Source organism: Pseudoalteromonas sp. HL-AS1, from assembly GCF_031198785.1.
GTDB classification, from domain to species: Bacteria; Pseudomonadota; Gammaproteobacteria; order Enterobacterales; family Alteromonadaceae; genus Pseudoalteromonas; species Pseudoalteromonas distincta.
This window is the reverse complement of the sequence record NZ_CP133570.1, coordinates 328,942-353,001: the sequence shown is the minus strand read 5'-3', so window position 1 is coordinate 353,001 and position 24,060 is coordinate 328,942. Positions and strand designations below refer to the sequence as shown.

Genomic DNA, 24,060 nt, shown 5'->3' with positions numbered 1-24,060 from the left:
GCTATAAATCTCCATTTCGATGTTGTATAAGTAATACTTGTAGTACCGTCCTGAAGTTTTTAAAGTACCATCTCATTTTTTGCTACACCCGCTCTTATGAGCATATTTTTTATTTTATATCAGGATATTACAATGTCTAACATCGTATCAGGTACAGTTAAGTGGTTCAACGAGTCTAAAGGTTTTGGTTTCATCGAGCAAGAAAATGGCCCAGACGTTTTCGCACATTTCTCAGCAATCAAAAGCGAAGGTTTCAAAACTTTAGCTGAAGGCCAACGTGTAGAGTTCACTCTTTCACAAGGTCAAAAAGGTCCACAAGCTGATAACATCACAGCTGTATAATTTTACTTTTTAAGTAAAATGAAAAAAAGCGCTTAAGGCGCTTTTTTTGTGTCTGAAATTTGACATAAACCAAGCAACGCCTGTTATTAGCCCCTCCTAGTATTTGTTTTTCTATTCTTCTAAGCCATTCTTTTAAGCAATTGTGTTAATGCAAGTGAGTTTAAGCTTGTGATTAATACCGCCCATTTCTCTTCTTATAATTTTTTAAAAAGAAAATAGATCTAATTCTTGGCTCATATTTACAGTAATGCATTAGCTGGGACCTTTGACTATAAAGTGGGAAAGGTGCTGTAAGGCTGCAAAAATTACCTATTTGTGCGCATGCTAAATTGCATCGTATTTAATAAGTAAGTAGTTGTGTGTCATAAAGCGATTTAACAAAGAATATAAAAAGTTAAAAATGAAAGATGATTTTGTCGCCCATAAGCATACTTACCTTCAATGATTTATCTTTCATAAGGGAGCCCTTTTATTTGCTTTATTTTTAAAAATGCAGCTTGCAGTGCTTCTATTAAATGCATATCTGTTTTTTTATTCGCAGCTAAATAAGCATCAATTGTTAGCTCATCTATTTTATAAATAAACTTTAAGTGTGCTGGTTTGAGCTTTAGATAATCACTCATCTGCTGCATGAACAAAGGATCATCTACAATTAAATCTACTTTTTTAGCTAGTAGTAAAGAGTATGACTTTTGAATATCAGAGGTTAAAACAACTTCAAACCCCAGTTTTGCGAGGGTTTGTGTTGAAAAGTCATTGCGCTGCATAGCAATTTTGTACACTTTGGCTTGTTCAGTAGTGTTTATAATAAGATCATCTCGCTCTGATAGGCCAATAAAGCCTAGTTCAAAACGTCCGACAGGTCCTATCCAATAAAATTTGTCTTCTCGCTCTAGAGTGCGTGCAAGGCTGTATATAAAGGTATTTTTAAGCTCATCTGCAATTTTATAAGCACGTGCCCAAGGGTACATTTGAATGTTAGGTGTTAGATCAGCCTCAGCAAATATATCTCTGATAAATTGAGTACCTTCACCTGCTACCTCACCATTAATCAACACCTGATTTGGCGGTGCTAACTCTGTAACAACAAGGATGGGCTCCTTTGCTTGAACATATACAGAACAAATTAAAAAAAGAGAATAAAGAATATATTTCACAATAGCGGATCGTTAATCGGTTAGCTTAAGTGATATAAGTGTGGCTGAAAATACGAAAAACACAAAAAATATTTATGTGAATTTGTTACTAAGATATTGGTTTATTTAAGTTATGTATAACCATAAATAAGGTTAAATAGCTTGAAGGTTGTGGAGTGTATTAATATGGAAGGCTTAAAACGATAAAAGGGCCTTGCGGCCCTTGGTGAAGTATCGTTCAAGTCAGATAGAGCTTTAACCCCTTAAAGCGCTATCCTCTTGTTTTGCAACACCGGTGTTCATCTCAATAAGTTTCTAAGCTAGCGAGAGGAAAAACCCAGCAATTGCTGCGCTCATAAGGTTAGCCATAGATCCTGCTAACACTGCTCTGAGCCCTAAGCGTGCGATATCCTTCCGCCGACTAGGCGCCATACCGCCTAACCCACCTAGTAAAATGGCTATCGATGATAAGTTAGCAAAGCCACATAGAGCAAAAGTAACAATTGCTTGTGTGTGCGCGCTTAACGTATCGCGATAATTTATAAAGTCTAAGTAAGCAACAAACTCGTTCACTACTATCTTTTGACCAATAAAGCTGCCGGCTATAATTGCTTCATCCCACGGTACACCGAGTAACCATGCAACAGGAGCAAATAAATAGCCTAATATTTCTTGAAGCGTTAATGTTGGGTAATCAAACCACCCGCCAATACCACCTAATAAACCGTTTAGTAGTGCAATTAGCGCTACAAAAGCAAGTAACATTGCACCTACATTAAGTGCTAAATGCATACCGTTTGCTGCACCTGATGCAGCTGCATCAATTACATTTACAGGCTTATCTTCGTCATCTAAATCTAAATCAGCTAAGTTATCTTTAGGCGTTTCAGTTTCTGGCACAATCATCTTGGCCATTAAAAAACCACCTGGAGCAGCCATAAAGCTCGCTGCTATTAAATACTTAAGATCTACGCCAATAATAACGTAACCGGCCATTACAGAGCCTGCCACAGTGGCTAAGCCACCTACCATTACTGCGAACAATTCCGATTTAGTCATTGTTGCTATAAATGGCTTAACTATCAGCGGTGCTTCAGTTTGGCCAACAAAAATATTTGCCGTCGCTGAAAGCGATTCTGTGCGAGAGGTTTTCAATAACTTTTGTAAACCGCCACCTAAAATCCTAATTATCCAATCCATAATGCCAAGGTGATACAACACAGCAACAAGTGCTGAGAAAAACACGATAACGGGCAAAACTTGAATCGCAAAAATAAAACCTAATGTGTCTTGTGAGGCAAGTGGGCCAAACAAAAAACCAATACCGTCGTTTGCATAACCAATAACCGACGATACGGCTGCTGACATGCTCGTTAACACATTTTTTCCTGCTTCAAAAAACAGGACAAAACCGCCAATAACTACTTGCATCGCAAATGCTATACCAACGGTTCTTAAATTAATTGCCTTGCGATTAGTTGATGCCGCAAAGGCAATGCTTAGCAGCACACACATGCCCACTAAGCTCATAAATGTTGTCATACAAATGTTTCCCGTTGTTATTCTTGTAGTAAATATTTTATCTTACTTTTTATTATATCAATCGCAACGCGGTTCATACCGCCTCGAGTCACAACTAAATCTGCGTTATGCTTAGAAGGCTCAATAAATTGATAAAACATCGGTCTAACAGTTGCTTGGTACTGCTCAACAACAGATTGTAATGTTCTGCCTCGTTGCTCCATATCACGTTGCATACGACGCATTAAGCAAATATCTAAAGGCGTATCTATAAACACCTTAATATCAAATTCTTTATTAAGCGCTTTGTCACTCAATAATAAAATACCTTCAACAATGAGTATTTTAGCAGCAGGCACTCGGCGGGTTTTCTCGCTACGTGTATGCTGTGCATAATCATACGTTGGTACTTCAACTGAATTTCCACTACGAAGCTGTGTTAAATGCTCAAGCATTAACGCATGTTCAAATGCATCAGGATGGTCGTAATTCGTTTGCGTACGATGCGCCATTGGTAAATGCGACTGATCTTTGTAGTAAGCATCTTCTTCAATAATGGCGATAGCGCCTGGTTCAAGCTCATTAACCAATTCATTGTATATAGTTTGGCTAAAAAGAGATTTGCCCGACGCAGACGCGCCTGCAATAGCTATAATAGTAGTTCGTGTCACTAAAGTTCTCACCCACACAGAAGGATATATTGTTGGTAGATCACAATAGCAAAAAAGACACGATTAATCTCTTTTGCTTCGCTTAAGAATGCAAATTTATAATGTTTAGGTTTTATGAAACAGGACTTTTGTCCTGTACGGAAAAATCGATCAGCGGATAAAGTAACCACCTAGAATCAAAGTGAGGTCAAAATGGCAAGAGCAATTATCTTAATGGCAGATAGCCTAGGAATCGGTGCAGCACCAGATGCAGATAAATTCGGCGATCTTGGGGCTAATACATTCGCTCACTTACTAAAAGCATATTACGACGAAACAGGCGCTGCATTATCGCTTCCTAACCTATCAAAACTTGGGTTAGTGGATGCATGTGAAGCTGCCGGTGGAGAACCGTGTTTAATTTCAGACCGCCAAGCTTCTCAAGGAGCATGGGGTTACGCTAAAGAATTATCTAGCGGAAAAGACACGCCATCAGGTCATTGGGAAATGGCAGGAGTACCTGTGTTATTTGATTGGGGATATTTCCCAAAAACACAGCCAAGTTTCCCACAAGAATTTATAGACGAGTTTATAGCTCGTACTGGTATTCCTGGCATTTTAGGCAACTGCCATGCATCGGGAACAACCATTTTAGAACAGCTAGGTGAAGAGCACGTAAAAACAGGTAAACCAATCTGTTACACCTCAGCTGATAGCGTGTTTCAAATAGCCGCGCATGAAGAGTCATTCGGCCTAGAGAAGCTTTATCAAGTTTGCGAAATCGCACGGGCGCTACTTGATGAAATGAATATAGGGCGAGTGATTGCGCGGCCATTTTTGGGTTCAAATAGCCAAGACTTTGCCCGCACAGGTAATCGTCGCGACTATTCAGTGCTTCCGCCAGCACCAACATTGCTAGATGTGTTAGCAAAAGACGGCGGCGAAGTAATTAGTATTGGTAAAATTTCAGATATTTACGCGCATCAGGGCATAACCCAAAAGCATAAAGCACCTGGGCTTATGAACTTGCTAGAAAAAACCAGCGAAGTAATGAAAAGCGCACCAGAGCATAGCTTAATCTTTACTAACCTAGTTGATTTTGATGAAAAATTTGGTCATCGCCGTAACCCAGTAGGTTATGCAAAAGCATTAAAAGAATTTGATGACTATTTACCAACTATACTAAAACAGTTAAACGCAGATGATATATTAATGATCACTGCAGATCACGGTTGTGACCCAACCTTTCCAGGTTCTGAGCACACTCGCGAATACGTACCGGTTATTGCATATAAACCAGGTATGAGTAACACACCACTAGGTGAACGCAACAGCTTTGCAGATATCGGTCAAACACTGGCACAGTGGTTTAACTTATCTGCGCTTGATTACGGCGACAGCTTTTTAAATGAGCTAACAACGCCAAATAAAAAGGAAAACAATTAATGAGTACTCCGCATATCAGTGCAAACGTTGGTGATTTCGCCGAAACAGTATTAATGCCAGGCGATCCGCTACGTGCGCAATATATTGCTGAAAACTTTTTAGATGATGCAGTACAAGTTACAGGTGTTCGTAACATGTACGGTTTCACTGGTACTTACAAAGGTAAGCCAGTAAGCATCATGGGTTCAGGCATGGGCATTCCATCAATGTCTATTTATGCACGTGAGCTAATTGTAAGCTTTGGCGTTAAAAATATTATACGTATTGGTACGTGTGGCGGTATTGGCACAGATATCAAAATCCGTGACGTAATTTTTGCACAAGGTGCAAGCACAGATTCAAACGTAAACCGTGCACGTGTTCGTGGCTACGATTTTGCTGCTATTGCTAACTTTGACTTACTTTTAAACGGTGTAAACGCCGCTAAAGAGCTAGGAATAGAAGCAAAAGTAGGTAACGTATTTACAACCGACACTTTCTACCAAGCAGACGACTCGTTCTATAAAGACTTAGACAAGTTAGGCATGCTAGCTGTGGATATGGAAACTGCCGGTTTATATGGCGTTGCAGCTGAATACGGCGCAAATGCAATGGCATTATTTACAGTAAGTGACCACGTAATCACCGGTGAAGCAACACCTGCTGATGAGCGTCAAAGCACGTTTAACGAAATGGTTAAAATTGCATTAGAGTCAATAGCTTAAATAATACATAACAGTTCCTTGGTAACGTATTCACTAAGTTTTGGAGACACGCCCAAAGTGAAGTGAGACTAACCTCCAAAGCCGCATTTTATGCGGCTTTTTTTATGCCTGAAGAAAATGGGTAGCAGCTTCTAATTACTTATACCAATTCGCTTAATTAAGTGATCTATTTTGAGGATGGAAAAACGTGTTGATAGCTAGGCAAAAAATTCGCTATTTAGTTGTTCTAAATGAGAATTTTTTAACGCAGGTAGCGACACGTTTAGCCCCTAAAAATGATTAAGTATTATTGCGGGTTGGTATTAATTCAACCATCTAAAAACTGCGTTTTTAAACGCCTGCAAGCAGCGCGCCTTGTATCTCTCATTGATAAATGATTAGCTATCATTTATCACATCGAAGTCAGTGAGCTTGCCTGTGCGCCTAGTATTTAATACTGCTCGGTAGATCAAGCCCTGACTTTCTATTCTCAGAAACTGAATGGTATCCAAGCACACTTTTATTTAAGTAGATGCTGTATGTACAAGGGGAGTAAGTAGAGATGATGTTTATCGGCATTGATATTAGTAAAGAGAAGATTGATTTATCGTGGTTGAGAGACCAGCTTACAAACAAAATTAAAACAAAAGTCTTTAAAAACAAGCATCAAGACTTTTTAGCAATAGAAAAATGGCTTTTAAATACAACTAAAAGCGCTGCTAGTGAGCTCGTTATCACCCTCGAACCAACGGGTGTTTATCATGAAGCTCTGATGTATTTTTTACACGAGCAAGGCTTTAATATTATTTTAGCGAATCCCGGTAAAGCTAAAAAGTATGCAGACGCTTTAAACATAATTCATAAAACAGACAAATCTGATGCAACGATGCTTGCGCATTACGGCTGTGCTAAGCACGCAGTCGTTAGTTATTGGCAACCTGAAGCGTTAGAAATTAGAGAGCTTAAAGCCCTTATTCGTCGTTTAGATGCGCTTGAGAGTAACCGACAACGAGAAGCTAACCGATTAGAAGCAAGTGAATTCAGCAACGTTTCCGCGCGTGTTTGCCAATCGATAAAAGTGACAATCGCGTTTTTAGATGATGAAATTAAACAGCTTAAATCTGACATTGATAACCACATAGATAATGAACCTGATTTAAAAAGAAACAGGAAACTACTTGAGTCTATCCCTGGCATTGGGCCCGTATTATCGAGAGAGCTGACGTATTTGTTTGCGGCTAAAAAATTTAATAAAGCCAAAGAAGCGGCAGCTTATTGTGGATTAATTCCACGGCACAATGAATCGGGTAAATTAAAAGGGCGAACATCAATCAGTAAACTTGGGCCAGCCAGAATTCGATGCAAACTTTATATGGCAGCCATTGTCGCCGGGCAATGGAATAAAACAATAAAACGACACAAGTTAACGTTAATAAATAATGGTAAAACACCGATGCAAGCTGTGTGTGCAAATATGCGAAAGCTAATTCATATATGTTTTGGTGTAATAAAAAACCAAGAAGCGTTTAAGCTCCAAGAAAGTTAAATACGACCTTGAAGCTTAAAATGAGAGATGGTATCTACAGGTAAATTAAACTGCTGAGTGTAAGTTTTCCACGTAGGCGCTAAGCTTGCTCGCGCGAGAAGCACTTAAGCTAACTACTCTAAAAGCGCAGCGTCTCTAAACCTCTTTGTGTATAACAGCCCTAAAAAGCAATATGCACGCAGAGAAGAAAAGGAGGAGCAAATGAGAAGAGCAAAACCAATGCTGACTCGCGGTGTTTTTCAAGTTAGTTGTCGCATCAAATTAAATTTTATGCCGCCCGCACTTCTTCTTTTTTCTCTGGATTTAAATTTACTTCATTGATCATCGTCCAATCTCGAGACTTTCCTGACCAACGAATTGGATTTTGTAATTTCGCCATCTCATTTACCTGATGACGTTTCGCTAGTATCGCTTCATCTAATCCTAAATGACGCTGGTTTGGCGTGACAAATTTAATACCGCTGTGCAAGTGCTCATCGTTGTACCAATCAACAAATCCGCTAACCCACTTTCTTGCGCTACTCATGCTTTCAAAGGTTTTCTCAGGGTATTCCGGGCGATACTTTAACGTCTTAAATAGCGATTCAGAATAAGGATTATCATTACTCACAGACGGTCGGCTAAATGAAGGAACAATACCTAACTCCTGCAATGTCGCTAATAACGTTGCCCCTTTCATTGGACTACCATTATCCGAGTGCAGCGTGACTTGCTCAGGCTTTACCTGCTCTCGCCTGCAAATATCTACCATTAAATCAGCCGCCAGTGTGCTTAGTTGTATGTCATGAACCTGCCAACCAACTATTTTTCGACTATAAATATCCATCACTAAATATAAGTATAAAAACTGACCTTTAACAGCTGTTGGCAAATACGTGATATCCCATGTATAAATTTCGTTTACACGTGTTGCCCTGAGTGCTTTTGGCTTTTTTATCTTTTTATTTGGTTTAACTTTTTCTCTGTGTGTTAATAATTTATGTGATTTCATAACGCGATAAAACGAGCTCTCTGATGCTATCCACACACCTTTATCCAATAGTTTAGGGACTATCTTGCTGGGTGGTAAATGTCCATATTCTATTGAATTAACAGTCTTAATTATACGCTGTTGCTCTAATTCAGTTAGCCTGTTAGGTGGTCGCTTTATCGTACTTGTTCGCTTATCTGTCATATCATCAGCTTCAATCCAGCGTTGAATTGTTCTTGCCGTTAGACCAAGTAACTCACATGCTTTTTCTTGCCTTGCCCCTGATTTCTGCGCGTCGGTAATGAGCTTTATCAATTCATGACGCTCAGTTGAGCTGGTTAATCGTCCTCGTTGAAACCCCAAAGCGCATCTGCTTTTTTTTTGAGTACGAGTAAGGCGGCTGTTTCTGCTAACGCTTTGTCTTTACGATTAAGCTCTTTTTGAAGCTGCCTAATTTCTTGTTTGAGCTGTTTGCTGTCTGATTTTACGGGCTTCGTTGAAGGCCCTTTAGCAAAATCTTGCTTCCATTGTTTAATATGATGCGGGTAAAGCCCCTTAGCACGGCAATATTCATTAAGAGCTGCTTCATCTAAACTCGCACATTCAATAATGGCGTTAAGCCTTTCTTCTAAGCTCCAGTCATGAGGGCGTTTTTCTGTTGTCATGTGACTACCATTATTTTTAGTTTCAAGTTCATGGTTTTTAGCAAGCGCGATCCATCGTTGCAAGGTTGAATAACCGATGCCTAAATCAAGCGCAATATCTTCTAGGCGAACATCATCACATTGAGATAATGCTTTTTCAACAGCTTGAACTTTAAATTCTTGTGTAAATCGACGTCTCATTTTATCTGCCTCTATTAAAAGTTAGAGGCGACAACTATCCTGACACAGGGGGACAATGAGAAGTAAAAGAGGGGTAAATGAGAAAAGTCAAAACCAGTATTGTTATGTTTTATCACTCACTCTAAAAGCGCTGCGCCTCTTAACCTCTTTGTGAATTAATTAACTAAATATTTTAAAAGCATTAAAAACAAAAAAGCGGTGTTAATTTTAACACCGCTTAATGCGTAATATATTTAGCTTTAGTAAGCTTGGATTACAACATAGGTTTTATAACATCAAACACAGCTTCTATATGGTCGTCTCTGTCGTTTAGTGCCGCTATGTAACGGTATTTTTCGCCGCCTGCGTTTTCGAATATTTCACGGTTTTCACCTTCTAGCTCTTCAAGTGTTTCTAGGCAGTCGGCGCTAAAGGCAGGACTTATAATAGCTACATCGGTAATACCTTCATCAGGTAAGGCTGCAAGGGTTGCGTCGGTATAGGGCTTTAACCACTCTGCTTTACCAAATCGACTTTGAAAAGTACTAATTACTTTGTCTTTATCAAGGCCTAGTTTTTCGACAACTAAACGCGTGGTTTGTAAACATAGGCAATGGTACGGATCGCCGCGCTCTAAAAACAATTTAGGCATACCGTGATACGAAAAAACAATTTTTTGTGGCATACCATTCGCTTCTAAATCCTCACTAATACTATTAGCAAGCGACTCAATGTAACGGGTGTTTTTATGATAGCCATTTATAAAATGTAGTTCTGGCACCCAGCGCCATTTACGCAGTACGCTCGATACAGCATCAAACGTAGAACCCGTAGTTGGGCTAGAATATTGCGGGTACATTGGTAAAATAATTATACGCGTTAAGCCTTTATCACGAAGCTCTTCAAGGCCTGCCTCTATTGAAGGGTTGCCATAACGCATTGCCATTACTACTTCAGTATTGGTATAACCTTGCTCTTTTAATAAGGTATTTAACTTTACACTTTGCTGGCGAGTAATGTGGGTCAGTGGTGAGCCGTTTTCGGTCCATATACTCTCGTATAATTTAGCCGAACGTTTTGGGCGTACCCGTAAAATAATGCCATGTAAAATTATCATCCATACCAAGCGTGGTATTTCTACAATGCGTGGATCTGATAAAAATTCGCGTAAATATGTACGAAGCGCAGCCGCTGTTGGTGCATCAGGGCTACCTAAGTTAGTTAGCAGTATTCCCGTTTTTTGGTTAAAACGCCCATCATGGGGGTTGTCAGTAACCGCAGAAAATCGCGACACAGAGTGCTCCTTCAAGCAAATTCAATAATCTATTTTATGCACATTGTAACGAAAAAAACTGCGGTTTAGATCAATCATTTAGCAGTTTTCACCATTATTCTGAACGGAGTTGGTTTTTTCGATTCTAGCTGTTGGAGTTTTTCTATCGATTTACTGCCAAATACATGACCTTTGGGCAGCAACATTATGCCCGTATGGCTGTGTAGAGCATGGCCCAGTACCATTTGCTCTTTGAGTTCATGGGCGTTACAAATTAGCACTGATCCTGCTGAACTTTTTTGTTCGTGTAGTTTTGCATGGCTTGCTTCAAGTGCACGTACAATTTTAGGATGGTAAAACGATCCACTATAAAGTTTTACACTTTCAAGTGCGTCATCGTGGCGCTGCTTTTCATCACTTGCATTGCTCTGCTCAAACGCATCCCAATAGTCGCGCGCTAAACCTAGCACCATAGCGCCTATTGGTATGTCGTTTCCGGCAAGGCCTTTGGGCATTCCGTTTCCGTTAAAGCGCTCAAACTGATAATAAATAGCATCCGATAAGTCATGTAAATGTATTGCTGGCATTAACATTAATTGTGCAGTACTTGGGTGAGTATAAAAGGTTTTGCGTTGTTGCTCATTTAAGCGGTTAACTGGTTTTTTATAAAGATCAGGATCCATAGCAAGCAAGCCTATTTGCGCCAAGTAACCAGCCATAGGGGCAAGATCAATGCTTTTTTGCGACAAGTTTAAATAAAGTGCTATTTGTGTACAGGTATTTGCAATATTTTGTGCTTTGTTGCCATCTAGGTAAGGGTTTGCGTTAACAAAATTATATAGCAGCTCTACGGTCGATTTATGCTCTTGCTTTTCGCGCTCGTTGGCGTCTTCAAGCTTTTTTAAAACCTGTTTGATTTGTAAGGTGCGTTTTTCTACCCGTTGCTCAAGCGAATTATTAAGCTCTAGCAACTCTTGGTTTTGCGCTTTAACTTGTGCCTCTAATTTTTGATTTTGTTTTTTTAGTGCAAATTTTTCTAGGCTATCTCTAATGCTACGAAGTAATAAATCGTTTTGCCAAGGCTTTTGAATATAACCATTTATTTGGCCCTGGTTAACAGCCGCTAAGGTGGTTTGTATGTCGGCGTAACCGGTTAATAAAATGCGTTGGGTGTCGGGCGCCAGCGCACGTGCTTTTTCTAAAAACTCGGCACCGTTCATTACCGGCATACGCATATCGCTAATAATTAAACCAAACTCATGATTTTTAAAAAGCGTTAGTGCACTTTGCGGGTTATCGCAAACAATAACCGACAGGCCATTTACTTCAAGTAGCCGTGTTAACGTGCGTAGTACTATCTCATCATCATCAATGCAAAGTACATCAACCTGATTTATTGGTGTGCTTGGTGTTACTTGAGTCATTGAGTCGCCTTTAAATTACTTCTGGTTAAATAATAGCTTAAAAAAATATTCTATGGTGTGTTTGTGACTACCTTTTATATTAAGTGGTATTTATATAATGGGGTTATTAGCAATAAGTGGATAATTACTCATACATAAAATTAGGCCTTGGCCACACTAAAGTTGCAAATTTGCATGCAGACGACTAAACGTTAAGTATAAAGTTATCTATATGGATGAAGGGAATGGATGGATCAGATGGTAATTTTGAACGTGCTTTTTTAAACGAACAAAAGCTGCGCTTAGCTGCAGAGCAATTACTCAAAGATAAAAGTAGCGTTTTAGTTGCCATAAATAATGAACTACAAAAAAAAGTAGCCGACTTAGAACACCAACAAATGCTGTTTGTGCAAACAGAAAAAATGGCAACCTTAGGTACACTGAGCGCAGGCGTTGCCCACGAAATAAATACCCCACTTGCCTATGCAATGAGTAACGTAGAGAGCCTACAAAACGCAAGCCCTTTACTTGTAGCGCTGCTAAAACTTAACGAACAATATTTAAATAACGAAATTAAAGAGAGCCGTTTTAAACACGAAATCGACATACTCAATTTACAGTATCCGTATGCGTGGATTTATAACAATTTGCAGGGGCAAATTAACGACAGCGTTGAAGGACTTAAACGTATAAAACAAATAGTGCATGACTTATTAAACTTTGCCCACCCCACCTCTTCTCAAGATAAACAATTAGCCGATGTAACAACGGGTGCTAATAATGCTTTAAGGTTATTGAGTAGCAAACTTAAATTATGCGAAATAAAAACGCGGTTTGAACCCCTACCACTCATTTGGTGCAATTTATCGTCAATTAATCAGATTTTTGTAAACCTTTTAATGAATGCTTGGCAAGCTTGCGAGTTAGATTTAGAAAAAGGCTGCATTATCGAAGTGAATATTTTTGAACTAAACACAAATATTTGTATTGAAATAAAAGATAACGGTTGTGGAATGAATGAAGACACAATAGCGCATATGTTTGATCCTTTTTACACAACAAAAGAAGTCGGAAAAGGCACCGGTATGGGTATGACACTTGTATACGCTATGGTGAGCGATCACGGTGGAAAAATAGAAGTTAACAGTACATTAGGCACAGGTACGACCATTCGCTGCCTATTACCTTTAAAAGTGTAAAATAACGAGCAAAACCACATTGTAAATAAAGCGTTAAACGCTCTGCCTTTTGATGTTTAACCCTTTCTTAGCACGTATTTTAACCAATTTGATATGGTTTTTTCTTATCTTGAAGTTTATTTGCATACTTAGACCAAATATTTCGTTTTTTTCATTTCTTTTTGCTTGCATATGTTGCTAGGATGTTTACAAAAGGTTATGAGCATCATAACCACACACATATTATTAAGAATATAAAAAAACAGGGTCGTCACTATGTCAACATACCGTTTAAACACACTTGCTGTAGCCGTTGCTTTCGCGTTTAGCGCACCAAGCATTGTTAACGCTGAAGAAGCACCAGTGCAAGCTGCTAAAAACATAGAGCAAATATCTGTATTAGGATCGCGTGTATCTAACCGTACCTCTACAGAGTCTTCTTCTCCTATTGATTTAATTGACGCGGATGATTTAACTAAAGGTGGTTTTACCGAATTAGGCCAAAGCCTTCAAGCGACAGCGCCTTCATTTAACTTTTCGCGTACACAAGTATCAGACGGTTCTGATTTATTTAGACCAGCAACACTTCGCGGCTTACAACCAGATCAAACTCTTGTATTAGTAAATGGTAAACGTCGTCATAACCAATCAATTTTTGGCCTTAACGGTACAGTAGGCGCAGGCGCTGCGGGTACCGATATGAATGCCATTCCGCTAACAGCGCTTAAAGGCGTTGAAGTATTGCGCGATGGCGCAGCGGCGCAGTATGGCTCTGACGCGATTGCAGGTGTTATTAATTTATCTCTTAATAACTCAACCGGTATTACAACGGGTTTTGTACAATACGGCGGCACAAGTGAAGGTGACGGCGACACTATTTCAGCAGGTTTAAACCGTGGTTTTGAATTAGGTAACGAAGGCGGCTTTATTAACCTATCGCTTGAGTACCGTGATGCCGACGGCACTAATCGTGCAGAGCGCGATACGGGGGGGTCGCTTAATGTTGAACCAGGTACGCTAAGTGAAGATGTACGCTGGGGCCAAGGTAACTCAGAAAGTGAATTTACGTCGTTATTTTACAACATGGCATTACCAATGGGCGATGGCGAGCTTTACTCGTTTGGTGGCTACTCTGAGCGCACGGCGCTGGGTAATGGTTTTTACCGTAACTTTAACGAAGCCTCTAAAAACGTAACCCAAGTATACAGCGATGGTTTTTTACCGCGCATATATAACGAAGCACAAGATATTTCAGTCGCGCTTGGGTTTAAAGGCGATATAAATACAGATTGGACTTACGATGTATCGGCCGTTTATGGTGAAAACCAATACGATTTTACATCACGCAATACATTAAATGCTTCTTACGCGGCTGAGTATTTATTTAATAACCCAGATGCAAGCGATGCCGACATTGCAGCAAACTCAGGGCCTACTGGCGGTTACTCAGGTGGTTTTAGATTCGATCAAACAACGGTTAACCTTGATGTAAACGGTATTGTAGATATTGGCCGTAGTGAACCTTTATATGTAACAGTAGGCGCCGAATACCGTAAAGAAAACTACGAAATAGTGCCTGGCGATGAAGCATCATACGCGTGTGGACTAGCAAATATGGATACCTCGTACCCATCAGTAAACGATCCGGATCAATTTGCACAGTGTGGTTTTCAGGCTTATAACGGCCTACGCCCTGAAGCGGCTAACGACAGCGACCGTAACAGCTACGCAGTTTATGTAGACGTAGAAACTATGATCACCGACGCATGGAACGTAAGTGGTGCGCTACGTTATGAAGATTTCTCAGATGCTGGGGATGATTTAATTGGTAAATTAGCAACACGTTATGAATTTTCAGATGACTTTGCAGTACGTGGTGCACTATCTACTGGTTTTAGAGCGCCATCACTTCAACAAAGTGGTTATACAGCCTTTACAACTAACTTAGGCTCAGATGGCACGTTAACGCAGTCGTTCACGGCAAACACTGGGACCGCTTTCCCAAGTGCGCTAGGCGTAGATAGCTTAGAGCTTGAAACATCAACAAACTACAGTGCAGGTTTTGTTTACGATGTAACAAGCGAGCTTTCGTTAACGGTTGATTTTTACCGTGTAGAAATTGAAGACCGTATTACACTTGGCAGCTTACTTTCGGTTGACGATGTATCGTTTAGCTCAGAAGCGGTTGCAGCGCTACAAGCAACGGGTGCAGTGCAAGCTAACTACTTCTCAAACTCGGTTGATTCTACTACGCAAGGTGTTGATATTATTGCATCGTACCGCACTGAAGTTGAAGGCGGTAATTTAGGAGTAACCTTTGCAGGTAACCTAAACGATACTAAAATTGACAGCGTAAATGCAGAAAACGGTATTCCTGAAGCGGTTGCTTTTGACGATTTACAACGCAGCTTTTTTACCGACGGACAACCAAGTGAACGTGCAACGCTTACGTTTGACTACGAACGCGATGCCTACACATCAACCATTCGCTTTAACTACTTTGGCGAAACAGATGTAAAATACTTTGGTAACGACCATATTTCATTACCAGGTGAGCTTTCGCCTACGGGTTCATTTAAACCAACAAGTACGGTTGAGTCTGCTGTGTTAGTTGATTTAAATGTTAGTTACCAAATTAATGACATGTTTGCGCTTTCGGTGGGTGCCGATAACGTATTTGACGAAACACCAGATGAATTAGGCGACGACGAAGTACTTAACTTTATCACCAACGGCGCATTTAAATACCCAGTACGTGCATTGCCATACGGTTTTGACGGCAGAACGTATTACGCAAAAGTAAGCTTTAGTTTTTAATTTATAAAGTAAACTAAGTAATTATAAGCGCAGTTATTAACTGCGCTTTTTTATGCTTTTTTATTATTAAAAAACTACCAAATGGATGTTAAAAATACTTGCGCGGTTGAAAATTAAGCCTACAATCGCCATCTCTTAAATAGGCCAATATAAAAGCCTCTTTATTATTTAACTTAAAATAACATTGGGACCTGTTTATCTTTCGAGGTTAAATTTGCAGCAGTATGTTTGGTATTTAGGCAAGGCAGAGCCTGTGTAGTGTGGTTATTCCCCATAAATAGGCGATAACGAAGCAAAAATGCCAAACATGCGCTGCCCGAAGGGTTCTGCCCAGGGGCTATTTACTCTTTGTTGCTCGGTTTTTACTTAGCCCACTAGGTTACAAACCTCGCGCCGCGATTAAACAGCCCCTAGATTGAACAAATTTTAATCCTGAAAGGTCAACAGGCCCTAGTTGATAGGAAATATATGACTAAAAAATCTAAAACAAAAACCGCAAACACCAGCGCGGTAGACACAGGACGAGGCGTTATAAACCACAATGCACTAGCAGCGTTGGTAACCTCTAAATTATTTAAACCACAAGTAGTTAAAGCTAAAAAAGGCAAAGGCTCGTTTAAACGCAACAACAAGCATTCAGGACAAGAGTCCTATTTAATCGCGGCTTAAATAGCACCGATCAAATAGGGCTTTTGAATATAGTAAGCGAGGTTTTATACCTCGCTTTTACTTTAAAGCATTTAAGCCACGTTACATGAGCGCGAAGTAAATTCGCACCTACGGGTTTGGTGTTTGCACGATGTAGGTGAGGTTTTATACCTCGCTTTTACTTTAAAGCATACAAGCCCCGTTACATAAGCGCGAAATAAATTCGCACCTACGGGTTCGGTGTTTACACGGTGTAGGTGAGGTTTTATACCTCGCTTTCACTTTTAGTTCTTTATTATTTTAACTCCCAAGCAATCCTCTAAAAGCGCAGCGACTCTAAACCTCTTTGTGAATAACAGCCCTTAAAAATATGAATGCACAAAGAGAAGAAAAAGAGGAGTAAATGAGCAGACAAAGTCCATTTGTTTAAGTTATATGATATTTCACCACCGAGCTCACCTAGGCGCTGTGCGCTACACAAAGAAAACACGAGTAATGGTTAGTCACTGGTCCTTGTTTTCTCCTTCATTTCTCGGTGATGATTAAGTTACTTGTTTACTTATGCATCCAACTAAATGTAAAAGCGGTGTTTTTAAACGCCAGCAAGCTGCGCGTCTACAGGTGCTTATACTCAGGTTAGAGTATGATCTGTAGAAAGTGATTTGTTTACTAATGCATCCGACTAAATGTAAAAGCGGTGCTTTTAAACGCCAGCAAGCTGCGCGTCTACAGGTGTTTTCACTCACGTTAGAAGTGTAGTTTTTAACCTTTAAAACTATTATTTTTAACTGTTTGTGATGGGTTTTCACGATGTAGGTGAGGTTTTATACCTCGCTTTCATTTTTAGTTCTTTATTTTTTTAACTTCCAAGCTGTCCTCTAAAAGCGCAGCGCCTCTAAACCTCTTTGTGAATAACAGCCCTTAAAATATGAACGCACAAAGAGAAGAAAAAGAGGAGTAAATGAGCAGACAAAGTCCATTTGTTTAAGTTATATGATATTTCACCACTGAGGCGCTGTGCGCTGCACAAAGAAAGCACGAGTAATGGTTAGTCACTGCTCCTTGTTTTCTCCTTTACTTCTCGGTGGTGATTTAATTACTTGTTTACTAATGCATCCGACTAAATGTAAAAGCGATGCTTTTAAACGCCAGCAAGCTGCGCGTCTACAGGTGCTTATACTCAAGTTAGAGTATGGTCTGTAGAAGGTAACTTGTTTACTAATGCATCCGACAAAATGTAAAAGCGGTGCTTTTAAACGCCAGCAAGCTGCGCGTCTACAAGTGTTTATACTCAAGTTAGAAGTGTAGTTTTTAACCTTTAAAACTATTATTTTTAACTGTCTGTGATGGGTTTTCACCAAATAGTTGCGTGTAATCTTTAGCAAATTGTCCCGCATGCCAAAATCCCCAATTGGCTGCTATTACTGAAATGGGCTTATCTTGGTTTGGTTTTTTTAGTTCCCGCCTTACATTATTTAAGCGGGTTAAACGTAAAAACCGCAAAGGGTTAATTCCTAAAATACTCTCAAAGCTATACTGAAGTGTGCGCCTACTTACAAAGGAAAGCTCGCACAGCTCAGTTATGGTTATTGGGTTTTGTGGATTTGTGGCCACGTAATCTTTTACCTTATCTACTACGGCTTTTCGGTGTTTATAACTTGGTGCAATATTTTGCTGCGGATTGTCTGCTTGTAATAAGTGTAGTGCCAACATGTTTAGCATATCTTGCTGTGATTCGGTTCTAAGTCCAAAGCCCTTGCCTATAACCATGCTATTAATTATTTGTCTTGCCGTTTGCAAAGATGAGTTGCTCACCGATAAACGAGCTGATTGTGCAGATGCCAGGTTTTTCAATGTTACGCCTTGAAGCTGCGCCATATATTCAATTGAGTTCCAATCGATTACCAAACCATAAATATTAAATTGCTCAGGGGTTATCAACTCAAAGTCGTTATCACTTGTACGGCACATAAATTGATTACTTGCCACACTTAAACCATTAATTTTACTTTGCTGTGACTGACAAGGAATGCCAAGCCAAACCGAATTAGGGGCTATGTTACATTGCTGACGAAGCGCTCGCTCAGTGTATTCTTTAAACACATGAATATTGGCGTAATCCGTTTCTTCAATACAACCATAAAAGCTGCCGTCGCTCATTTGATCGTATTTTTGCTGCCATTGAGTAAGGCTATGCGCTTGCTCGTCTATATCGTGTGTTTGCACCTTGCTCTTTAGTGGTGCGTTAAAGCTACTTTGCTGCGCCATATCGGGGATGCTCTTTTTCGTTACACTTTCATTATGCTTAAGTTAACACCGCTTTGCGTGTGTAACCAATTGAATTGGATTAATAAATAATCTTTTGCCGAAATTCGATAGTTACTTGGTACAAAATAAGCTGTCTTGTAACTATTCAATATTGATTTATAGCTAAAGATGCAGCAAAACCTATACCAAGGTTGATCATATTAGTTATGTGGAGTAAATCATGGGGCAAGCGTACAGTTACACTTTAGGTACACATACTTATAAATTCAAGAACTTAGCCCAGTTAATGGCTAAAGCTACACCGCAGCGTTCGGGTGATCGCTTAGCGGGCGTAATTGCACAATCAGCACAAGAACGTGCTGTGGCACAAATGACATTGGCCGATGTACCTCTTAAAACATTTTTAAATGAGGTACTTATTCCCTACGAAGATGACGAAATTACACGCTTAATTATTGACGAGCACGATGCAAATGCCTTTATGGCTATTGCACATTTAACCGTAGGCGATTTTCGTAATTGGCTTTTAAGTGACTTTGCAACACCTGCTGTACTTGCAAGTATAAGGCAAGGTATTACGCCCGAAATGGCTGCTGCTGTTAGCAAAATAATGCGCAATCAAGATCTCATATTAATTGCTAAAAAGTGCCATGTTACGAGTGCTTTTAGAAATACTATTGGCCTCCCCGGGCATTTATCTACACGTTTACAACCAAATCACCCAACTGACGATATTAATGGTATTGCTGCGTGCATGCTTGATGGTTTGCTATACGGTAATGGCGATGCAGTAATAGGTATAAACCCTGCAACCGATAACGTTGCCCAAGCCATTAAATTAATGACGTTAATGGATGATGTTATTCAAAAGTACGCCATACCAACCCAAAGTTGCGTGCTCACCCATGTTACTAACACCATTGAATGTATAGAAGCTGGCGCACCGGTTGATTTGGTATTTCAGTCGATTGGTGGCACAGAGGCTACTAATTCAAGTTTTGGTTTTAATTTAAATACCTTAGCTGAAGCGCAAGATGCGGCTTTGAGTTTAAAGCGTGGCACTGTTGGCAATAATGTGATGTATTTTGAAACTGGGCAAGGCAGTTCGCTTTCAGCAAATGCGCATCATGAGCTTGATCAGCAAACGTGTGAAGCTCGCGCTTATGCAGTTGCGCGTAAGTTTAACCCGTTACTGGTAAATACCGTGGTGGGGTTTATTGGCCCTGAATATTTGTTTGATGGAAAAGAAATTACCCGAGCAGGACTTGAGGATCATTTTTGCGCTAAGTTACTAGGCATACCGATGGGATGCGATGTGTGTTACACCAATCATGCAGAGGCTGATCAAAACGATATGGATAACTTGCTTACGCTATTAGGTGTTGCTGGTTGCTCGTTTGTAATGGGAATACCTGGCTCTGACGATATTATGCTTAATTACCAAACTACGTCGTTTCATGATGCATTATATGTTCGCCGTGTACTTGGCTCTAGACCTGCCCCTGAGTTTGAAGCATGGCTAAGCAAAATGAAAATAATGCAAAGCACTACCGATATTACACTTTCAGATACCTTGCCTCCCGCTTTTGCTAAACCTCTGGGTGCAATTACTGGAGGTGGCTCATGAAATCACGTTCAAAACAGAGCACTCCTTTAGATGACTCAGTAAACGAGCATAAAAATAACGGTAATGTAGTGCATAACCCTTGGAGTGATTTACGCCGTTTTACCGACGCCCGTATTGGGCTTGGTCGTGCGGGTATAAGTTTGCCAACCTCAGAAATGCTGGCTTTTCAGCTATCTCATGCACAAGCGCGCGATGCAGTGAGTTTTCCGCTTGATATTAACGAAATGACTGAGCAACTAGGCAGTATTAGCGTATTAAAAGAGGTTGCCCCTCCCCTGCATTTACAAAGCCAAGCAGTTGACAGGGTTACTTACCTTCAGCGACCCGATTTAGGCCGCAAGCTTGATGAAAATGGTAGGCAAATACTTCTCAGCTATATGAATAAACAAAAGCACACTACACAGGCTAAATACGATTTAGCGATTGTAGTGGTTGATGGACTCTCCTCGTTGGCGGTACAAAAAAATGCATGCCCATTTATAACAGAGCTATTAGCGCACCTTACAACAGACAAGCAATTTAAAATTGCCCCCATTACTTTGGTTGAGCAAGGGCGAGTAGCTATTGGCGACGATATAGGTGAGTTGCTAAATGCGCAGGTGGTTATGGTGTTAATAGGAGAGCGCCCAGGACTTAGTTCGCCAGATAGCCTTGGCTTGTATTTAACATGGGAGCCTAAAATAGGACTTAACGATGCATGTCGTAATTGCATATCAAATATTCGCCCAGCAGGCCTACCTTATACAGAAGCGGCTAGGCGTGCGCTGTACTTATTACGTGAAGCTAAAAAACTAAAACTAACTGGGGTTAATTTAAAAGACCGTACACAAGATGATGTAATTGAGCATCAGGTTTCAACCACTAACTTTTTAATTGCTGAGTAATTTTAATTAAAAACACGTGAAATAAAACAATAAAAACTAAACATCAACGGAGAAGGGTTATGTCTACTAATAATACAGAGTACCTTGCTAAAAGACAGTTAAAACGGGGTACTGCGGGGTGGTTATTACTCGCAGGTTTGGGTGTGTCGTATGTAATATCGGGTGACTTTGCAGGTTGGAACTTTGGTATTGCCGAAGCGGGTTGGGGTGGCTTTGCCATTGCTGCAGTGTTAATGGCAGTTATGTATTTGGCGCTGGTATTGTCGCTTGCTGAAATGTCAGCTGCAATACCTGCAGCAGGCGGTGGTTATAGTTTTGCGCGCCAAGCTATGGGACCAGCAGGAGGCTATTTAACCGGGCTTGCGGTATTAATTGAATACGCTTTAGCGCCCGCTGCTATTGTTATTTTTATAGGCTCTGCAGTTGAAGCCCTCACTGGGTTTAATGGACCATGGGTATATGCATTATTTTACTTACTATTTGTGGGAATTCATTTAGCAGGCGTAGGAGAAGCACTTAAAGTAATGATGGTAATAAGTGGTTTAGCAGTATTAGCTATTATTGCAACGGCTTTTGTTTTAATTACAAATTTTGATGCATCACGCTTATTTGACGTCCCCGTAACTGATGCAGTGGGAGCCAGTGAGTTTTTACCTTTAGGTTGGTACGGGGTTTGGGCTGCATTACCGTTTGCCATGTGGTTATTTTTAGCGGTAGAAGGTGTACCGCTTGCTGCAGAAGAGGCAAAAGATCCCGCTAAAGATGTGCCAAAAGGCATTATTGGTGCAATGATCTTTTTGTTATTTACTGCTTTTTTAGTTGTTGTTTTAGTGCCTGGCGCTGGCGGTGCTGCTGCAATGGGCGCAAGTGCTGTACCTTTGGTTGATGCATTAAATGCATCGGGTAGTGAGGGCTTAGCAACTGTAGTAAATATATTAGGGCTTGCGGGTTTAGTTGCTTCGTTTTTCTCTATTATTTATGGTTATAGTCGCTTAGTGTTTGCTTTATCTAGAGCCGGATATTTATCGCGTTCGTTGTCGATTACGACTAATCGCAAAGTGCCAGCACGTGCGTTGATTGTACCTGCCGTATTTGGTTTTTTAGTATCACTTAGTGGCGAGGGTGATTTAATACTTGCAATGGCTGTAGTAGGTGCAACGGTATCGTATGCATTAATGGCACTGAGCCATATTTTGCTACGCGTTAAACAACCTGATTTACCTCGTCCGTATAAAACCCCTGGTGGTGTAATAACTTCAAGTATTGCTTTAGTGCTTTCGCTTATAGCATTAACCGGTGTGTATGCGTTCGACCCTCGTGCATTTTTATACACTATGATGCTGTTTATTGTGGGCGCCGTATATTACTTTGGCTACAGCTCCAAACACTTAGTTGCTAAAAGCGCTGATGAAGAGTTTGCAATGTTGGCAGATGCAGAATCTGATTTAGAAATGGCTAAGTAAATATTAATAGTTATTATAAGTGAGGCTAGCCCTCACTTATATTTTTATACAAGCAACACGGTGTAAAAATAGTGCCTGCATGTAAACATCAAGCCCCTTCTCTACTTTATTAATACCATTTAAAGCTAAAACTTTATGCTGCCGCGTAGTGCTTTGTTTTGCCCATGTTTGGTTTTTTTGTCCATGCGCTTTCGCTGTGAATTACGGCTGGGCTTGGTGGCTCGACGCGCTTTATTAACTACCGTAGCACTAAGAATTAAATCCTTTAAACGCTTAAGGGCATCTTCTCGATTTAGCTCTTGGGTACGGTGGCTTTGCGCTTTAATGATTAAGACGCCGTCTTTGGTAATTCTTGTATCATTTAAGGCAAGTAAGCGTTCTTTGTAGAAGTCAGGTAATTTAGAGCGGTTAATGTCAAAACGTAAATGAATTGCACTTGCGACTTTATTAACATTTTGACCACCGGCACCTTGCGAACGAATAGCTGTGAGCTCTAGTTCCCATTCATCGATAGTGACAGTATTTGAAATTGTTAACATTGTGTTCAGCTCTATTTGTCAAAAATACATTATATCATCAGTACATTAGCTTGTGGTGAATCAACTAAATTCTTAGAACTTAAATAAATTCTCATAAATTGTACTATAAATCAGCCAATATTTTATTTTGTGTTGGCAAGTGTTGCTTATTAGTTTCTAATTGGCACTACTTTAATACTAGGAAATGCTCAATGAAAAAAATACTTGTATCACTTAGCTTATTAGCGATGAGTTTCTCAAGCCTTGCAGAGGATATTAACGAAGGTCAACTTCAAAGCTATATGAAAGCACTGCCAGCTGTAACGAGCTGGGCAAGCAGCCAAGAGTCGTTAAAAGACTTAGATTTAGCAAGTATGCTAGGTGGTTCTGCAGATCAAAGTGTTGGCGAACAAAGCTCTTTAGCTAACAGTGCATTAAGCATGATTAAAGAACAAGACCTATACAAAAGCTTTGCGAGTGTGACAAACCGTTACGGTTTTACGCCAGAGCAGCTAGTAACTGTAGGTTCTGAAGTATCAATGGCTTATATCGAAAATCTTAAGTCGGGCCTTTCGGCTGATAATCAAGAAACTGCTAATAAAGTAATGGCCGGTTTTCAAAGTATGAAAAGTGCTAAAGATAAAGGCGCTAGCTCATTAATGGGTTCGTTTGGTAAATCATCAAGCGCAGCTGAGGAGTCTACAGAATCTTTAGTAAGCGAAAACAACCTTGAACTTGTGAGCGAATATATGCCACAACTACAAAAGCTTTTTGCACTTTTATAAGTTTTATTGCTTTAAAAAAAGCGGGCTTATCTAGCCGTGAAATTAAAACGCATAAAAAATGGGGGAGTATTCAATACT

General features: G+C 40.0%; 19 protein-coding genes. 11 read left to right on the top strand and 8 right to left on the bottom strand.

Annotated elements, in window-relative coordinates; translation table 11 throughout:
* Positions 1–132: 132 nt before the first annotated feature.
* Positions 133–342, top strand: coding sequence for a cold-shock protein (locus RB214_RS18555; protein ID WP_002959120.1), 210 nt, complete (start codon positions 133–135; stop codon positions 340–342).
* Positions 343–788: 446 nt separating this feature from the next.
* Here the strand turns inward: RB214_RS18555 and RB214_RS18550 are convergent, their stop codons facing one another.
* The 3 genes from RB214_RS18550 to udk form a co-directional block, all read right to left on the bottom strand.
* Complete coding sequence (locus tag RB214_RS18550) at positions 789–1,499, bottom strand: transporter substrate-binding domain-containing protein (protein ID WP_309169437.1); 711 nt, start codon at positions 1,497–1,499, stop codon at positions 789–791.
* A 294-nt stretch (positions 1,500–1,793) separates the two neighbouring features.
* The gene (locus tag RB214_RS18545) at positions 1,794–3,020 is read right to left on the bottom strand and encodes a NupC/NupG family nucleoside CNT transporter (protein ID WP_290192974.1); all 1,227 of its coding nucleotides are present in this window, start codon (positions 3,018–3,020) and stop codon (positions 1,794–1,796) included.
* Positions 3,021–3,037: 17 nt separating this feature from the next.
* Entirely contained in the window at positions 3,038–3,670 is a 633-nt protein-coding gene (udk, locus tag RB214_RS18540) for a uridine kinase (protein WP_024596281.1), read from the bottom strand.
* A gap of 192 nt (positions 3,671–3,862) precedes the next feature.
* Between udk and RB214_RS18535 the strand changes: the two genes are divergently transcribed.
* The 3 genes from RB214_RS18535 (at position 3,863) to RB214_RS18525 (ending at position 7,324) form a co-directional block, all read left to right on the top strand.
* Positions 3,863–5,095 (top strand): phosphopentomutase, encoded by a 1,233-nt coding sequence (locus RB214_RS18535; protein WP_149592761.1) that lies wholly within the window; start codon positions 3,863–3,865, stop codon positions 5,093–5,095.
* Complete coding sequence (gene deoD, locus RB214_RS18530; RefSeq protein ID WP_024596283.1) at positions 5,095–5,799, top strand: purine-nucleoside phosphorylase; 705 nt, start codon at positions 5,095–5,097, stop codon at positions 5,797–5,799. The genes RB214_RS18535 and deoD overlap by 1 nt, the downstream gene beginning before the upstream one ends.
* 541 nt (positions 5,800–6,340) lie before the next feature.
* Positions 6,341–7,324, top strand: a complete 984-nt coding sequence (locus tag RB214_RS18525; protein ID WP_309169436.1) for an IS110 family transposase — start codon at positions 6,341–6,343, stop codon at positions 7,322–7,324.
* Between the two features lie 268 nt (positions 7,325–7,592).
* Here RB214_RS18525 and RB214_RS18520 read toward each other — a convergent pair.
* From RB214_RS18520 to RB214_RS18510, 3 genes are all read right to left on the bottom strand, one after another.
* A protein-coding gene (locus RB214_RS18520) for an IS3 family transposase (RefSeq protein ID WP_309168576.1) occupies positions 7,593–9,139 on the bottom strand; the annotation gives its coding sequence in 2 pieces (ribosomal slippage) (positions 7,593–8,680 and positions 8,680–9,139; 1,548 coding nt in all).
* Between the two features lie 253 nt (positions 9,140–9,392).
* Positions 9,393–10,412: a ferrochelatase gene (gene hemH / locus RB214_RS18515; protein WP_024604224.1), complete on the bottom strand. Its 1,020-nt coding sequence runs from the start codon at positions 10,410–10,412 to the stop codon at positions 9,393–9,395.
* 74 nt (positions 10,413–10,486) lie between these two features.
* A complete protein-coding gene (locus RB214_RS18510) occupies positions 10,487–11,815 on the bottom strand; it encodes an HD domain-containing phosphohydrolase (RefSeq protein WP_182725023.1) in 1,329 nt (442 codons plus the stop codon).
* 224 nt (positions 11,816–12,039) lie between these two features.
* Between RB214_RS18510 and RB214_RS18505 the strand changes: the two genes are divergently transcribed.
* The 3 genes from RB214_RS18505 (at position 12,040) to arfA (ending at position 16,458) form a co-directional block, all read left to right on the top strand.
* Positions 12,040–12,993, top strand: a complete 954-nt coding sequence (locus RB214_RS18505) for a sensor histidine kinase (RefSeq protein WP_002963108.1) — start codon at positions 12,040–12,042, stop codon at positions 12,991–12,993.
* 255 nt (positions 12,994–13,248) lie between these two features.
* A complete protein-coding gene (locus tag RB214_RS18500; protein ID WP_309169435.1) occupies positions 13,249–15,789 on the top strand; it encodes a TonB-dependent receptor domain-containing protein in 2,541 nt (846 codons plus the stop codon).
* A gap of 468 nt (positions 15,790–16,257) precedes the next feature.
* Positions 16,258–16,458, top strand: coding sequence for a ribosome alternative rescue factor ArfA (gene arfA / locus RB214_RS18495; RefSeq protein WP_193227026.1), 201 nt, complete (start codon positions 16,258–16,260; stop codon positions 16,456–16,458).
* Between the two features lie 1,290 nt (positions 16,459–17,748).
* Here arfA and RB214_RS18490 read toward each other — a convergent pair.
* Entirely contained in the window at positions 17,749–18,705 is a 957-nt protein-coding gene (locus RB214_RS18490) for a helix-turn-helix domain-containing protein (RefSeq protein WP_309169434.1), read from the bottom strand.
* 220 nt (positions 18,706–18,925) lie between these two features.
* Between RB214_RS18490 and RB214_RS18485 the strand changes: the two genes are divergently transcribed.
* Genes RB214_RS18485 through eat form a run of 3 tightly spaced genes read left to right on the top strand, consistent with a single transcriptional unit; the run spans position 18,926 to position 22,679 of the window.
* Complete coding sequence (locus RB214_RS18485; protein ID WP_278381590.1) at positions 18,926–20,332, top strand: ethanolamine ammonia-lyase subunit EutB; 1,407 nt, start codon at positions 18,926–18,928, stop codon at positions 20,330–20,332.
* The gene (gene eutC, locus RB214_RS18480; RefSeq protein WP_309169433.1) at positions 20,329–21,216 is read left to right on the top strand and encodes an ethanolamine ammonia-lyase subunit EutC; all 888 of its coding nucleotides are present in this window, start codon (positions 20,329–20,331) and stop codon (positions 21,214–21,216) included. Before RB214_RS18485 ends, eutC begins: the two co-directional genes overlap by 4 nt.
* A gap of 59 nt (positions 21,217–21,275) precedes the next feature.
* A complete protein-coding gene (gene eat / locus RB214_RS18475; RefSeq protein WP_149603419.1) occupies positions 21,276–22,679 on the top strand; it encodes an ethanolamine permease in 1,404 nt (467 codons plus the stop codon).
* Positions 22,680–22,804: 125 nt separating this feature from the next.
* On the opposite strand, the gene arfB is transcribed toward eat, so the two are convergent.
* Positions 22,805–23,218 (bottom strand): alternative ribosome rescue aminoacyl-tRNA hydrolase ArfB, encoded by a 414-nt coding sequence (arfB, locus tag RB214_RS18470; protein ID WP_002959105.1) that lies wholly within the window; start codon positions 23,216–23,218, stop codon positions 22,805–22,807.
* 191 nt (positions 23,219–23,409) lie between these two features.
* Here arfB and RB214_RS18465 point away from each other — a divergent pair, with 191 nt between their 5' ends.
* On the top strand, positions 23,410–23,982 hold the full coding sequence (locus RB214_RS18465; RefSeq protein ID WP_309169432.1) for a short-chain dehydrogenase: 573 nt from the start codon (positions 23,410–23,412) through the stop codon (positions 23,980–23,982).
* Positions 23,983–24,060 lie beyond the last annotated feature (78 nt).